The organism is Gilvimarinus xylanilyticus, from assembly GCF_024195295.1.
GTDB classification, from domain to species: domain Bacteria; phylum Pseudomonadota; class Gammaproteobacteria; order Pseudomonadales; family Cellvibrionaceae; genus Gilvimarinus; species Gilvimarinus xylanilyticus.
Genome location: NZ_JAMFTH010000002.1, coordinates 24,198 through 38,935, shown reverse-complemented (window position 1 = coordinate 38,935; position 14,738 = coordinate 24,198). Strand labels below are relative to the sequence as shown.

Here is a 14,738-nt window from a genome sequence, read left to right as displayed (position 1 = left end):
CGGATGACAGAGGTCTGATGTTTGACGCTGGAGATTGCGCCTTGCGCTCGTTTACGGCTGCCTATCAAACACTTTGACGCCCTCTGGTATCTGATACCAGTCTTGCTTTTGGCTTACCCAGATATGAATGCTGGGGTTAAGGATGCTCGTATCATCGAGGTTACTTGGCTTTAGCTTTAATTGCTCCGGTTGATCTGGGTCATAGTGGTACATCCTATTTCCGCACTCCGGGCAAAACTTGGCGGCGCTCACCTTTCCGCTATCCGCAATTCGGCTCCAGTCCTTCATGTTGCCCGCAAAGCGGACGCTATCGGCTTTTACCATAGCGGTAATGCTAAAGGCACTGGTGGAAAGCTTCTGACATTCTTTACAGTGGCAAGCCGCTATAAAAAGCGGTGGCTCTAATAATTGGTAGGTGACATTCCCGCATTGGCAGGAGCCTTTAATCGGGTATTGGGTGATGCTCATTTGAATTCCTTGTGCCGTGGTTACCCGTCGATCAAGCCGACTATAAAAACCTTTTGTAATACCTTCGCGCTCGCATTGCAACTATTTAACAACCTCAATGGAAACGGGAATAATACCCACGTCAGGATTGGCAACAACGCTAAAAGCCGAGCGGCTAAGGTCTATAATACGCCCTTTTATGAAAGGCCCTCTGTCGTTGATTTTAACGATCACGCTTTTATCATTACTGAGGTTAGTCACTTTTACCCGCGTTCCGAATGGCAGGCTCCTATGGGCGGCTGTTTTCGCCATCTGATTAAAGCGCTCACCACTCGCGGTTTTACGCAGCTGAAATTTCATGGCATAGAACGACGCTTTGCCGGACTGGGTGTGCCCAATCAGCTCAACCGGGCTTTGCGCTGGCACGCTGGAGCAGCCCATAATAATCGTCGTCATTACGCCTAAAGCAAAAAGTTTCACCAGCCTCTCCGAAGTGATTTAACTTAATCAAAACGCAGGAAAGATAGTGAATTCAGAGGTGCTTGCAAAGCAGCACCGGCTGCCTTTGCCGACTGACTCTATTTTCTGGCAGGGGGCGGAGTGTTTTTGTGAACGGTTACCTTTCTAAGCGCAATCAAACCTTCAAGGACGGGGGCTGGAAACAGCGATGTTTCTTTCTTTTACGCCGTTTTCGAGTAGGAGCTTTTTTACTCTCTTGGCGTCTGAGTCGTCGCTTGCTGCTGATTGGATAACGTAGCCGTAGCTATTTTCATCATTCTCGAGTTCTGAAACCGCCTTAGCAAAATCATCAAAGCTCAGTGTGGAGTCGTGGTTTGACATAAAGACTTCCCCTCTGTCATTCACGGCAATCATAATCATTTCAGGTTTTTTACTTGAGGTATAAGTAATAGCGTCATCCCCACATCCGGCCAATGTTAGCGCTAAGGCAATTATTAATGCGATCTTCATCCAACACTCCTTTAGTGTCTTTTGCCGGCAACGTGTTATAAAAGGTTAAGTCAATATTTGACCCCATTGGCTTTTCAGGCTCATGTGTTTTCCGTATAGCGCCCAAAGCAACGGCCGAGCGAAGCGAGGTCCAGCCCCTCCGGGCGATGTTGCCTTTGCTTGTTATGTGAGACCACTTCGGGGATACCTAGCATACTTGAAATAATACAAGGGAGCAGCGACTACATTAAACATAATCAAAGCCCCCACCCAACCGGACTTGTCGTTCATTTTTCGTAGATGAAGATCGCGAAAAAGTAGGATCTCGGAAAATAGGCTAGAAGCCAGAACTGTATATACGACAATATCCATGAAGCGGTGAGAGATGCTTACAATTTCTGGCGTTCCATTTAATATTGGCCAAAACCACATTTGATAAATGACAAGGAAAACTACGCAAAACGCAAAGTAAGCATTCATGTAAAATTTTTCCCAATTACTCATAGCACATAACAGCTAATCCAAAAGACAAAGTAAAATTCCCCGCGGCAATATAACGTCGCTAGAAAGCGGCTGATCAATTGGGCGGAAGTGGTTGAAAATAAAGGATAAAAGCGCACTTTGGTACCGCTCCATGGCCGGCGAAAGAAAGACTCTGTCTTGTTTTTAACCAATGTAAGGCTTTTTGCCTTTGGTGACAAGGTTGCTGTAACTAATTGATAGTTATGATAAATGTTGATGCTGGCGGGCGGTATATGCTCTTAACCAAAGGCTTTCTGCTGAAAAGGATAAATCGGCCTAATGGCTTAGTGTTGTTGGTCTTTCTTAGCCTTGGCAAAAAAGTCAGTTTGGTAGGCGTAAGGCCGTGACAAGTCAGGCTTTTCAGTTGGATTCCGTGTCGTGGCACGGAATGACGAACAATAAAAGTTGAGCGTTAGCGCTGCATTATTCCGCCGTCCCCTGAGAGCGAGCCGAACGGAGGCCTATTTTTGTGGGTAAGCAAACAGGACGTTTGCGCAAGTATCGCCAGGACAGGGAAGTCCTGTCGATACGGCCCTCAAAAATCGGCCGGAGAGAGGGCACCCGAAGGGCCGCGAACCGGGGTGGGCTTCTCTTTTCGTTAGGTTTCTGTTGCCCAAACAACAGAAAAGTAACTCGCCCGCCCGGCGACTCGGGCATACAAAAAGCCGCCGCGCAGCGGCACCCCTACCATGGATACCAAACCCAGTTTGGTGTGACGAACAAAGGGGCTGCACTCAACTACTCGGCAGCCGCCGAACCCTCCCCAACGGGTAACCTCCTCGCCCGCTCCTGCTTGCGAACCCGCAACACCAACGACCGTCCCCAACGCCGCAACCGCTCAAATACCCACAGACAAAAACACAAAGCCAAAATAGCCAGCGCAATACCCATAAAACCTAAAGCTTGGCGCTCGGCAAAACAGGTCCAGATAAACTGGCCTACACACAGTGCGGCAACGATTAATAAAATCGGTTTACGGCCAATACGCTCGACAATAAACACACCTAAAGGTGCGCCCAGGGCAACTACCGGGGCGGCGGCCAGCCAGTTTTCGTAAACGCCGGGTTGCCAGCTGTGGGTGATGGATTTAATGAGCACACCGTAGACCGAAGCGGCGGCCATAATCACCACCGAAGTGGGAATGGCGATTTTTAAATCCGCGCGGCAGAGTAAAACCAGCGCCGCGTACAGCACCATATCAATCCCCACACCTGTGACCGAGACGGCCAATAAGCTGGCCCCCAGGCCCAACACAAAACCGGTTTTGTGATCCCAGTGTTCGTCGAACTCGGTCATGCCCACATTGCCGGATATTTCGTTAATGCGGTACAAGTGCAGTACCCCAAAGCTGCCCCAGAGCACGGCAAAAATAACCTTAATCCACAGCTCGGGCACCAGCGGGGCGAAAAAGATAATACCGATGGGCGTGCCGATTAGCCCGCCTGCGAGCGCGCCTTTTAGCATGGCCCAGGCCAGTGGCTGGCGACGGGCCATAATAAAGATGGCGGCGCTGACCATGCCGATGGATTGCACCGCAAAGCTAAAGTCCCGCCCCAGGGTGGCGGGCATATCAAACAGTAATACCAACACTGGGAAACCTACGGTGCCGCCGCCCATAGGGGTAGAGCCTGCCGCGTAGCTGCCCACCGCCATGGCAAGCGCCATAGGCCAGTGCGCTATGGCGGCCTGCAGGGCGCCGTCGGCGGTGATTAAAAAAGCCCATACGCCGTAAAAGGCGATAAGCCAAAGCCCCCAAACCCATAAAAATCGTTTGCGGGGTGTTTGCAATGTCATAGGAAATCTCGTTGTTCTTTTCTTAAAGGCGCGGCTAGTTTACCTGTTTAAGCGGCAATAGGCGCGTCCACCTGGGTAACGGTGATAGAAGTACGCTTGCCCGCGCCTATGGTCCAGTCGATTTGCTGGCCCTGGCGCAAGCCGATTAAGGCGCTGCCCACGGGGCTGAGTACTGATAAGTCGACGCTGGGGTCGCTTATCTGGCGGGGCAGACGCAATACGTAAGTAAAGGTTTTGCCCGTGGCGGCCACGGTAAAGCTTACTTGCGAGCCAATGGTGACGGCATCGGCGGGCAGGCGTTTGTCGGTGACAATGCGGGCGCGGTCCAGTTCGGCGCTGAGCGCTTGGGTAATGGCGTCTTCGGCGCGCTCGTCAATTAAGTTGGCGATGGCGTCATAAACGGATTCGGCGATTACGATGGGTGGTTGTTTGCTCATAATAAAAATCCCCTAAACGGTAAAACAGCGCCGGGCGTTTGCCGGGCGCTAAACGTAAATAGCAGGTGTACGGGGGCGCGAGTGCCGAAAGGGCACTCGTTAGGAGGGGAAGGTGGGGCAAAGCCTCCACATGTAAAAATGGGCCGAAAGCATAGAATAGACATTACCCGATGGCCGGGTAATGTCAATACGGGGTTAGCCGAGCATGGATTTTAAAAAGTGCCCGGTGTAAGAGGCTTTGTTTTGCGCGACCTCTTCCGGGGTGCCGGTGGCAATAATTTGGCCCCCGCCGCTGCCGCCCTCGGGGCCCAGGTCGACGATATAGTCGGCGGTTTTTATCACGTCCAGGTTGTGTTCAATGACTACAATGGTATTGCCCTGGTCGCGCAGCCGGTGCAGTACATCCAGCAGCAGTTGAATATCGCCAAAGTGCAGGCCGGTGGTGGGCTCGTCCAGAATATACAGGGTTTTGCCGGTGTCGCGTTTGGATAATTCTTTTGCCAGTTTAACCCGCTGGGCCTCGCCGCCGGACAAAGTTGTGGCGGCTTGCCCCAAGCGAATATAAGACAGCCCCACATCCATCAGGGTTTGCAGCTTGTTGGCCACCGAGGGAATTGCGTCAAAGAACTCGCGCCCCTCTTCGACGGTAAGTTCCAGCACCTCGTGAATGTTTTTGCCTTTGTATTTTACCTCTAAGGTTTCGCGGTTGTAGCGCTTACCTTTACAGATGTCGCAGGGCACATACACGTCTGCCAAAAAGTGCATTTCCACTTTGGTGACGCCGTCGCCTTGACAGGCTTCGCAGCGTCCGCCTTTTACATTAAAGCTAAAGCGCCCGGCCTTGTAACCGCGCGAACGGGCCTCGGGGGTGCCGGCAAACAGCTCGCGCACCGGGGTAAAAATACCCGTGTAGGTGGCGGGGTTGGAGCGCGGCGTGCGGCCAATGGGGCTCTGGTCTATGTCGACGCACTTGTCCAAGTGCTCCATGCCGGTAATCGAATCGTAGGGCGCGGCTTTTAAGGTGGTGGCGCCGTTTAATTCAGTGGCGGCAATGGGGTGCAGGGTGGCGTTAATTAAGGTGGATTTACCCGAGCCGGATACCCCGGTTACGCAGGTCATAATGCCTAAGGGCAGGGTCAGGTTAACCTTTTGCAGATTGTTGCCGCGCGCGCCTTTAATGGTTAACAGTTTGTCTTGCTTAACCGGGGTGCGCTTGGCGGGCACGGGGATGGTTTTGCGGCCCGATAAATACTGCCCGGTGAGTGAATCCGGGTGGGCCATAATATCGTCTACGGTGCCCTCGGCTATCACCTGACCGCCGTGCACCCCAGCGCCCGGGCCTATGTCGATAACGTGGTTGGCGAGCCGAATCGCGTCTTCGTCGTGCTCCACCACAATCACGGTGTTGCCCAAGTCGCGCAGGTGGGTGAGGGTGCTGAGCAGGCGTTCGTTGTCGCGCTGGTGCAGACCAATGGAGGGCTCATCCAGAATATACATAACCCCCACCAGCCCAGCGCCGATTTGGCTGGCAAGGCGAATGCGCTGGGCCTCGCCGCCGGACAGGGTGTCGGCGCTGCGATTCAGGGTTAAATAGTTAAGCCCCACGTCCACCAAAAAGCGGAAGCGGTCGCGCAGCTCTTTGAGAATTTTTTCGGCAATACCGGCGCGGGCGCCTTCAAATTCCAGTGCCTCGAAGTAGCTGTGGGCCTCACCCACGGGCATTTCTACCATGTGGGGCAACGTCTTTTCGTCCACAAACACATGGCGCGCCTCGCGGCGCAGGCGGGTGCCATTGCACGAGGGGCAGCTTTGGGTGGATAAAAAGCGCGCTAAATCCTCGCGCACACTGGCCGATTCGGTATCGCGGTAGCGGCGCTCCAGGTTGGGGATCACCCCCTCAAATGTGTGATTGCGCTGAATCACATCGCCGCGCTCGTTGACGTATTTAAAGGCGATGGAGTCGTTACCCGAGCCGTATAAAATCACCTCTTGCTGGGTGGGGGCCAGGTCTTGCCAGGCGGTGTCGACATCAAAGTCGTAGTGCTGCGCCAGCGAGGTCAGCATATGAAAGTAGTAGATGTTGCGCTTGTCCCAACCGCGGATGGCGCCCTGGGCGAGGGACGCGTCGGGGTAGAGCACTACCTTGCTGGTATCAAAAAACTGCTTAACTCCCAGGCCATCACAGGTGGGGCAGGCGCCCGCCGGGTTGTTAAACGAAAACAGGCGCGGCTCCAGCTCGCTTAAGCTGTAGTCGCACACCGGGCAGGCGTGCTTGGACGAGAACACCCGGTCCTCGGCCTCGCCGTCCATATAACTGATGGCGGCAATACCGTCGGTTAGGTTCAGCGCGGTTTCAAAGGATTCCGCCAGGCGCACCTGTAAATCGTCGCGCACCTTAAAGCGGTCTACCACCACATCAATGCTGTGCTTTTTCTTTTTATCCAGTTTGGGGGCATCGTCCAGATCGACCAGTAGGCCATCAATGCGGGCGCGGATAAAGCCCTCGCGCTTTAGGCTTTCCAGTGTGTGTAAGTGCTCACCTTTGCGGTCGCGAACCACTGGCGCCAGCAGCATCAGCTTGGTGCCTTCGGGCTGGGCCAGCACGGTATCGACCATTTCGCTGACCGTCTGGGCCGCCAGGGGAATATCGTGGTCCGGGCAGCGCGGCTCGCCCACCCGGGCGAACAGCAGGCGCAGGTAGTCGTAAATCTCGGTAATGGTGCCCACGGTCGAGCGCGGGTTGTGGGAGGTGGATTTTTGCTCGATGGAAATGGCGGGGCTTAGCCCCTCAACATGGTCGACGTCGGGCTTTTCCATCATCGACAGAAACTGACGCGCGTAGGTAGACAGAGATTCTACATAGCGGCGCTGGCCCTCGGCGTAGAGGGTGTCAAAGGCCAGGGACGACTTACCCGAACCCGACAAGCCGGTAATCACCACCAGCTTATCCCGGGGGATATCCAGGTCGATGTTCTTTAGGTTGTGGGTGCGGGCCCCGCGAACGTAGATGGTATCCAAAAGCTCACCTGTGATTCGTTCAAAAACCGTTCATTATACGGTAATTGCACGGTCGGGGGCGGGTTCGGCGCGTTTGAATTTCTGTTAGAATCTCGCTCTTTTATACCCCTACTCGGTTAAGGTTTAACTGTGACCCCCAGTCTGTCGACATTTGAACGCCGCTCGGTCTCTGCGCTTTCGTCGCTGTACGCGTTTCGGATGCTGGGGCTGTTTATGGTGTTGCCGGTGTTAAGTGTGTACGGGCCCAGCTATTCCGGTGCCAGCGCGGCGCTGCTGGGTTTGGCGCTGGGGGCGTACGGGGCCTCGCAGGCGCTGCTGCAAATACCCTTTGGGGTTTTATCCGATAAGTTAGGACGCAAGCCCGTGATTATCGCGGGGCTGCTGATATTTATGCTGGGTTCGGTCATCGCCGCGCTGGCGGACAGTATCTGGGGGCTGATTATCGGCCGTTTGCTGCAAGGCGGCGGCGCCATCGCCAGCGCGGTTATGGCGCTGGTGACAGATTTAACCTCGGACGAAAACCGCACCAAGGCTATGGCCAGTATCGGTGCCTCTATCGGGGTGTCATTTGCTTTGGCCTTGGTGCTGGGGCCGGCGCTGGCAGGCTTGGGAGGCTTGAGCTTAATCTTTTGGTTGACTGCGCTGCTGGGCCTGGTGGGTATTGCCATTGTGCTGTGGGTGGTACCCAGCGTGGCCACGAGCAATACTCGGCGGCGCGAGTCGGGGGCGGTGCCGCAGCTGTTGTGGCAAACCCTGAAGAACAAAGAATTGTTGCGGCTGGATGCGGGCATTTTTGCGCTGCATTTTGTGCTTATGGCGAGCTTTGTGGTGGTGCCTTTAATGCTGGGTGGGCCGCTGGGGGTGGCGCCGGGTTATCACTGGCTCATTTATCTGCCGATATTGGGTGGTTCGTTTATCGCCATGCTTCCCTTTATTATCATCGCCGAAAAGCGCCGCAAAATGAAACCGGTGTTTTTGCTCGCCATTGGCCTGCTGGGGCTGTCGCTGGTGTGGCTGGCGCTGGTGCCTAAGGCGTTGGGCTGGTGGCTGGTGGGCTTGTTCGGCTTTTTTATGGCCTTTAACCTGTTAGAGGCCACCTTGCCGTCGCTGGTAAGCAAGCTGGCGCCGGCGGGGTCTAAGGGGACCGCTACGGGTATTTATTCTACGGCGCAGTTTCTGGGCGCCTTTTGCGGCGGGGCAGTGGGCGGTATCTTGTATCAGTCGGGCGGAGTTTCGCAGGTTTTGGGCGTCTGCGCGCTGGTTACCGGGTTGTGGTGGCTGGCGGCGCGCGCCATGGCGCCACCGCGTTATTTGGCCAGTATTTTAATTCCCCTGGCCGGGCGCAGCCCCGAGTGGGTCGAGCAAAAGCTGGCGGCCCAGAAAGGGGTGGCCGAGGTGCTGATTGTACCCGGCGAAGATATGATTTACTTGAAGGTGGATTCGCGCCGGGTAGACCGGGCCGAGATCACCCGTTTATTAGCTGACACTTAGCGCATTTAACTCGGCAGGCTGATTGCCGGATCAATATCAGAGCCTGTGTGTTAAAGTGTGCGATTAAAGACAAGATTCTCAGGAGACAAGTATGGCATCGCGTGGCGTCAATAAAGTGATTCTGGTGGGGAATCTGGGCCAGGACCCGGATACCAAATACATGCCCTCAGGCGGCGCCGTAACCAATATCAGTGTGGCGACCTCAGACCAGTGGAAAGACAAGAACACTGGCCAGCCCCAGGAGCGCACCGAGTGGCACCGAGTGGTGTTCTTTAACCGCTTGGCGGAAATTGCCGGCGAGTATTTGCGCAAAGGTTCGAAGGTTTATATTGAAGGCTCACTGCGTACCCGTAAGTGGCAGGGCCAGGACGGACAAGACCGTTACACCACCGAAATTGTCGCGGGTGAAATGCAAATGTTGGATTCGCGCGGCGGCGGTGATGGCGGCTACGGTGGTGGTCAGGGTGGCTATGGCGCTCAGGGTAGCCAGCAAAACTACGGCGCTCCGGCCGCTGCAGCGGCCGCGGCGGGCGGTTTTAACCAGCCCCAAGGGCAACCTCAGCAGCCACAACAGCCGCCGCAACAACCCCAGCAGCCTCAGCCTCCGGCCGGTGGGTTTGATAGCTTTGACGATGATATTCCTTTTTAACGTTTAGAACGTTGTTCGTCTGCAAAAGGCTGCACATGAGTGCGGCCTTTTTTGTGGGAGTGAACGTGAAATTAGCCGCCAACTAGGGTTAAAATGCGCAGGGTGAATAGCACAGTGGATGAGCCATGGGAATTCTGGACGAGTTAAAACAACAGGCTGAAACCTTACGCACCGCCGAGGCCCAGGAGGCCGAACGCCGGGCGGCCGAGCTGGAATACTACGAACAAAACCTGCGCCCGGTAATGCTACAGGTGCTTGAGTATTTAGATGAGTTGATCAAGCAAATCAATTATGTTCAACCCGAACGAACCATTGCCTATCCGTTAACGCCCGATCGCACCACGCCGATTGAATTAAACCAAAGCGCCTATAAATTGGTCATCGACAGTTCGGCCAATCCGCGCCAGCTGGATGTCAGAGTTGCCGCGCAGTTAATTGACCCCGCCGAGTACGAGCTGAGTGATCGCGCCGCCATTGATGCCTATGTTAATTATCTGCAAAGCTATGGTTTTAAGTATCACCGCCGCGATCAGCTGAATCACAATCACCGCTTACAAAGCGCGCGTTTTACTTTGGAAGGGCCGCTGCAACTGGCTATGCGCATTCAGGTGGAGCCGGAAAATAAAGCCATTGCGGTGCTGCTTAAAAATTTTGCTCGTCCGGGGGTGCAAAGCTACAGTTACCGTGCCTCGCAAATCAACGACGATGTTTTGGATCGTATGGGGCGGTTAATTCTGCACGAAGTCGACAGCCTAAACCCGCCCGTGGAAGTGCCCGAGGAAACCCGTGAAAAGCTGCGCCGCCAATTGGCAAAAGCGCAGACCGTAGACAGGGACTTAGAAGAAAACGCACCCCAGGGGCAAAAGCTCTGGGAGCGGTCGGCGCAGCGTTTACGTCGTTTGAGTCGCAAAAAAAGTTAGCATCGTTGGGGTGACTTTCGTTTTGGTTTTGTCACCATGTTGGATGCGCACTTAGTCCACTTGCAAGTGCTTAAACCGCCTTACGGAGCCTTGCCGAACTTATATACCCCGTGCATATAGCGAGCCTTAGAAGGCTCTATGATCTGGCTCACCGAAAACACAAACCGCGATGCGGTCTGTGTGCTAAGCCCCGATTTTGTGCCCGTTAATTTCCCCCCGGCAATATCGATATGACTGTCGCTGACGACCAGCGCTTGCTGTGCCTCGACATGTAAATTGGTGGCCTGGAGGTTTGAGCTTTCTATCTGCAAGCCTGTACCCGGTGCGGTAATGGAAACGTTCAGCATGCTGACATTGGCGTCGCGAATATAAATCGATTGGGCCTTAAGGTTTTCGAGCTTTATGTTGTTGCAGTCTTCTATACGAATGTTTCGGTAGTGTCCTGTCAGGGTAAGATCGTTTTGATTGTGGCAGTGGTAATCGCCATGGTTTTTGCCTGTTATCGCGCGTGCCCGACCGGTCAATTCTCCGTGCAAAAAATTTTGCAGGGGTGGGTACACTTGATCGGGATGGTTAAGGGGCATATGCCCCATACCGGTAAAGGTGATTAATTGTGAGTCGGGGATTTGGCCGTCCAACAGTTGGCCGGTGCGCAGCGGAGTAACCGGGTCGTCTTCGCCCCAGAGAATTAAACTGGGAACTTGCAGGTCGGTTAAGTCGCGGCTGTAGTCCTCCTGTACCAGTGCCAAGGCGGCGTTTAAGTTGGGGCGGCCCTGCAGGGCGGTCGCCCAGGTGGCGTCGCTGGCGTTCAGCAGTTGGTCGGGATTGGGCAGCGCATCCCAGCGTAAAAGTCCTCCGCCCAGGGTGCGCACCATTTCGCTCATGCCCTCGCGCAGACTCGGTGGCAGCTGTTGCAGGCTGGGAAACATATCGGTTTCCAGCGGTAGGGCGGCGGAGTGTTGGGCGAAGGTACTGCGCTCGAGAATACCGGCGGCGCTGATCAGCACCAGGCGCTGTACTTTTTGCGGGTATCGGGTGGCGTAGCGCAGCGCAACATTGCCACCCATGGAATGGCCGATAAGCCGAAAACTGCCGATGCCCGCATCCGTTACCAGCGCGTCTAACACTCGAGCGTAGTTTTCGGGTGAGTATTTGGCCGCAGGTTTATCCGAGCGCCCAAAGCCAGGCAAGTCGATTGCCAGCACGCGATACTCTTCGGCTAGCGGTGGGATCAATTGGCGCCAATCACGCCAGCCCTTTTGCCCCAGGCCGTGAATCAAAATAACGGTTTCTTTGTGCTGTTTACCCGCCTCTACCCAAAAGACTCGGCTGTTGTAAACCGTTTCGGTAGCGTAGCCCGAATGCCAACCATCGGGTAGGTCAGGCGCTTGGGCGCGGGCGCTGTTCACCGCAAGAAGACTTAATAAGATAAAGGTGCGTACGAGGGAACAAGCTGGCATATCGGTGGCAAATTTGACGGCGCTGGGCACGGTGTTGGGTCGCTTTTTGATTTGGAAGCACTATGTTACCGCAACCGTGTAAAGCTGTGGGTGCACAACCGCGCAATAACGGCAAAGGCTTGGCTGGTGGGTGCGGGGATGTGTGATAATGGGGTAAATAGCAACCGTGAGAACTAAATTTTGAAACTCTTGTTAACCGACTCTCAGCAGGCTTTGGGGGTTGCGCTGGAGCACGAGCTGGAGCGCGAACCTTTTAACTTGTTGCAGCCTCGCGCGCAGCAGCTTGATTGGCAAAACGCCGAGGTGGTGGATGAGTACATCAGCGCCCAGCGCCCCGCCATGGTGATTAATAATTTAGGGTGGGGCGATAGCCCCGCCTCGATCGACGCCGAGTTGTTGGTAGCGGCGGCGCAGAATATCAGCCGCGTATGTGCGCGCTTGAATGTCCCGCTAATACAGTTATCCAGCTACCGGGTGTTTGGCGATGACAACAAAAGCAAGCACTCGGAAAAAGATACGCCCGAACCCAATAGCGACGTAGGCCGTGCCTTTTTAACCGCTGAAAGCGCGGTGACAGAGGCGCAGGCTCGGTCGTTAATTCTGCGCACCAGCTGGGTTATCGGCAGTTACGGCGATAACCTGCTCACCCGCTTGATGGAGGCATTGCAACAAAAGCAACCCTGGCAGCTCAATGCCCGGTTGCGCGGCGCGCCTACGGCGCTGTCGGATCTGGCGCGGATTATTGTGGCACTGGTTAAGCAGATTAACAGTGGCGCCGATTGCTGGGGCATCTACCACTACAGCTCTGGCGATGCGTGTACCGAGGTGGAGTTTGCCGAACACTTGTGGGAGGCGCTCAAGCAGCAAGATTACCAAGGCCCCGAGCCCCAATGGCACCTAGAGGATCGCGCCCCCGAGGGCACACCGGTCAGTGCGCTATTAAGCGGTTTGCGGGTACGTAACGATTTCGGGGTGCAGACACGTACCTGGAGGACTTATTTGCTGCCCATCGTAAAGCAGTGGTTACATCGTGAGGGTGGGGGTAACAGCTGAGGTGACCGTCCCTGGTCGCCTTGGGATATCAGTCGCTATAGCGCTGGAACACCAGGCAGGCGTTGGTGCCGCCGAAACCAAAGCTATTGGACAGAATGCGGTTTAGTTCTACCCCATCCTGACGCTCGCGGACGATGTTCATGCCGTCTGCTTCGGGGTCCAGTTCGCTAATATTGGCCGAGCCGCAGATAAATTTGTGCTCCATCATCAGCAGCGAGTAAATCGCCTCTTGCACGCCGGTGGCGCCTAGCGAGTGGCCGGTTAGCGACTTGGTGGAGCTGATGGCCGGCACCTTGTCGAAGGTGCTGCGGATGGCTTTAAGTTCGGCCAGATCGCCCACCGGGGTGCTGGTGCCGTGGGAGTTAATATAATCGATGTCGCCCTCAACGGTGGCCATGGCCTGGCGCATGCAGCGCTCGGCGCCCTCGCCCGAGGGGGCGACCATATCGTAGCCGTCTGAGGTCGCGCCATAGCCGACCACTTCACCGTATATGGTGGCGCCGCGCGCCTTGGCGTGTTCCAGCTCTTCCAGTACCAGGCAGCCACCGCCACCGGCGATGACAAAGCCGTCGCGGTTGGCGTCGTAAGCGCGCGAGGCCTGATCGGGGGTGTCGTTGTATTTGGTCGACAGGGCGCCCATGGCGTCGAACAGGCAGGTCAGTGACCAGTGCTCTTCTTCGCCGCCGCCGGCAAAGACCACATCTTGCTTACCCAGTTGAATCAGCTCCATGGCGTTGCCAATACAGTGGGCGCTGGTGGCGCAGGCTGAGGAAATGGAGTAGTTAACGCCTTTGATTTTGAAAGGCGTGGCCAGACAGGCCGAGGTGGTGCTGCCCATGGTTTGGGTCACGCGGTAGGGGCCCACGCGCTTTAGGCCGCGCTCGCGCAGTACATCGGCCGCCTCTACCAGATTTTGCGACGACGCGCCGCCCGAACCCATAATAATACCGGTGCGCTCGTTAGAGACCTGTTCTTCGCTCAGTCCCGCATCGCGAATCGCCTGCTCCATGGAAATATAGGCGAAAGCGGCGGCATCGCCCATAAAGCGCAGGGCTTTGCGGTCGATGTGCTCTTTCAGGTCAATGTCCACCGAGCCCGCTACGGTGGAACGAAAGCCCATCTCTTCGTAAGCCGGCTGGTGCTTAATACCGGATTTGCCCTCGCGCAGGGCGTCGAGAACAGTGGCTTTATCATTACCCAGGCACGAGACAATACCCATACCGGTAACTACAACGCGTTTCATAGGCTACCTCTTCATATTACTTAACCCGTACAGCTCCATTGCCCTTGGGCATTATGGCACAGCCTGTGACGTGACAGGGCAGTGGCCTTGGACCTGGTGGGGTAAGTTTAGTGCCGCAATAAGGCGAAGTTGCTGTTATTAGAAAGAATCGGTGTTGGAGAACAAGCCTACCCGCAAATCCTTGGCAAAGTAGATATCTTTTCCGTCGACGCTGACCCGGCCATCGGCGATGCCCATAATCAGCTTGCGCTCAATCACTCGCTTGAGGTTGATGTGATAGCTCACCTTTTTGGCGGTGGGTAGAATCTGCCCGGTGAATTTTACGTCACCACAGCCGAGGGCGCGGCCGCGACCCGGGTTGCCTTTCCAGGCGAGGAAAAAGCCTACCAGCTGCCACATGGCATCCAGACCCAGGCAGCCAGGCATGACCGGGTCGCCGGGAAAGTGGCAGTCAAAAAACCACAGGTCGGGGCTGATATCCAATTCGGCGACAATTTCGCCCTTGTTAAACTCGCCGCCCGTTTCGCTGATATGCGCAATGCGGTCCAGCATCAGCATATTGGGGATAGGTAATTGGGCGTTGCCCGGGCCAAACATGCGCCCGTGGCCGCATTCGAGCAGCTCTTCGGTGTTATATGAGCTTTTCTGGACGAATGAAGTCATAGTATCAACTCTGGGTTATAAAGTCCGTTGGCGGTCTCGCCGCAAAGGGGCACATTCTACCGTTTGCCCGCCACTTGTCCAGTGGCGATAGGC

Annotated in this window: 13 protein-coding genes; 4 read left to right on the top strand and 9 right to left on the bottom strand. The window is 55.3% G+C overall.

All coding sequences use genetic code 11. The features are described 5' to 3' along the window. Positions 1-51 precede the first annotated feature (51 nt). From M6D89_RS09095 to uvrA, 6 genes are all read right to left on the bottom strand, one after another. Positions 52-468: a GFA family protein gene (locus M6D89_RS09095; protein WP_253967749.1), complete on the bottom strand. Its 417-nt coding sequence runs from the start codon at positions 466-468 to the stop codon at positions 52-54. Between the two features lie 81 nt (positions 469-549). Continuing rightward, complete coding sequence (locus M6D89_RS09090) at positions 550-927, bottom strand: septal ring lytic transglycosylase RlpA family protein (RefSeq protein ID WP_253967748.1); 378 nt, start codon at positions 925-927, stop codon at positions 550-552. Positions 928-1,089: 162 nt separating this feature from the next. Next, positions 1,090-1,416: a hypothetical protein gene (locus tag M6D89_RS09085; RefSeq protein ID WP_253967747.1), complete on the bottom strand. Its 327-nt coding sequence runs from the start codon at positions 1,414-1,416 to the stop codon at positions 1,090-1,092. Positions 1,417-2,655: 1,239 nt separating this feature from the next. Then, positions 2,656-3,711 carry a sulfite exporter TauE/SafE family protein gene (locus M6D89_RS09080; RefSeq protein ID WP_253967746.1) on the bottom strand — a complete coding sequence of 352 codons (1,056 nt, stop codon included), beginning with the start codon at positions 3,709-3,711 and terminating at the stop codon, positions 2,656-2,658. 47 nt (positions 3,712-3,758) lie between these two features. Then, complete coding sequence (gene rnk, locus M6D89_RS09075) at positions 3,759-4,148, bottom strand: nucleoside diphosphate kinase regulator (protein WP_253967745.1); 390 nt, start codon at positions 4,146-4,148, stop codon at positions 3,759-3,761. Positions 4,149-4,343: 195 nt separating this feature from the next. Further along, positions 4,344-7,166, bottom strand: coding sequence for an excinuclease ABC subunit UvrA (gene uvrA, locus M6D89_RS09070; protein WP_253967744.1), 2,823 nt, complete (start codon positions 7,164-7,166; stop codon positions 4,344-4,346). A 129-nt stretch (positions 7,167-7,295) separates the two neighbouring features. Here uvrA and M6D89_RS09065 point away from each other — a divergent pair, with 129 nt between their 5' ends. From M6D89_RS09065 to M6D89_RS09055, 3 genes are all read left to right on the top strand, one after another. Beyond that, positions 7,296-8,657, top strand: coding sequence for an MFS transporter (locus M6D89_RS09065; RefSeq protein WP_253967743.1), 1,362 nt, complete (start codon positions 7,296-7,298; stop codon positions 8,655-8,657). A gap of 91 nt (positions 8,658-8,748) precedes the next feature. Further along, positions 8,749-9,306, top strand: coding sequence for a single-stranded DNA-binding protein (gene ssb / locus M6D89_RS09060; RefSeq protein ID WP_253967742.1), 558 nt, complete (start codon positions 8,749-8,751; stop codon positions 9,304-9,306). Between the two features lie 125 nt (positions 9,307-9,431). Further along, positions 9,432-10,226, top strand: coding sequence for a hypothetical protein (locus M6D89_RS09055; RefSeq protein ID WP_253967741.1), 795 nt, complete (start codon positions 9,432-9,434; stop codon positions 10,224-10,226). 80 nt (positions 10,227-10,306) lie between these two features. On the opposite strand, the gene M6D89_RS09050 is transcribed toward M6D89_RS09055, so the two are convergent. Then, positions 10,307-11,635 carry an alpha/beta fold hydrolase gene (locus M6D89_RS09050; protein WP_253967740.1) on the bottom strand — a complete coding sequence of 443 codons (1,329 nt, stop codon included), beginning with the start codon at positions 11,633-11,635 and terminating at the stop codon, positions 10,307-10,309. A gap of 231 nt (positions 11,636-11,866) precedes the next feature. On the opposite strand from M6D89_RS09050, the gene M6D89_RS09045 reads away from it, so the two are divergent. Continuing rightward, positions 11,867-12,739, top strand: coding sequence for a sugar nucleotide-binding protein (locus tag M6D89_RS09045; RefSeq protein WP_253967739.1), 873 nt, complete (start codon positions 11,867-11,869; stop codon positions 12,737-12,739). Between the two features lie 28 nt (positions 12,740-12,767). On the opposite strand, the gene fabB is transcribed toward M6D89_RS09045, so the two are convergent. After that, on the bottom strand, positions 12,768-13,982 hold the full coding sequence (fabB, locus tag M6D89_RS09040; protein ID WP_253967738.1) for a beta-ketoacyl-ACP synthase I: 1,215 nt from the start codon (positions 13,980-13,982) through the stop codon (positions 12,768-12,770). A 138-nt stretch (positions 13,983-14,120) separates the two neighbouring features. Continuing rightward, positions 14,121-14,645: a 3-hydroxyacyl-[acyl-carrier-protein] dehydratase FabA gene (fabA, locus tag M6D89_RS09035; protein ID WP_253967737.1), complete on the bottom strand. Its 525-nt coding sequence runs from the start codon at positions 14,643-14,645 to the stop codon at positions 14,121-14,123. Positions 14,646-14,738: the final 93 nt, after the last annotated feature.

Coding starts and splice junctions, on each gene's coding strand:
- M6D89_RS09095 (WP_253967749.1), bottom strand. CDS start 468: ATGAGCATCACCCAATACCCGATTAAAGGCTCCTGCCAATGCGGGAAT.
- M6D89_RS09085 (WP_253967747.1), bottom strand. CDS start 1,416: ATGAAGATCGCATTAATAATTGCCTTAGCGCTAACATTGGCCGGATGT.
- M6D89_RS09080 (WP_253967746.1), bottom strand. CDS start 3,711: ATGACATTGCAAACACCCCGCAAACGATTTTTATGGGTTTGGGGGCTT.
- rnk (WP_253967745.1), bottom strand. CDS start 4,148: ATGAGCAAACAACCACCCATCGTAATCGCCGAATCCGTTTATGACGCC.
- ssb (WP_253967742.1), top strand. CDS start 8,749: ATGGCATCGCGTGGCGTCAATAAAGTGATTCTGGTGGGGAATCTGGGC.
- M6D89_RS09055 (WP_253967741.1), top strand. CDS start 9,432: ATGGGAATTCTGGACGAGTTAAAACAACAGGCTGAAACCTTACGCACC.
- fabB (WP_253967738.1), bottom strand. CDS start 13,982: ATGAAACGCGTTGTAGTTACCGGTATGGGTATTGTCTCGTGCCTGGGT.
- fabA (WP_253967737.1), bottom strand. CDS start 14,645: ATGACTTCATTCGTCCAGAAAAGCTCATATAACACCGAAGAGCTGCTC.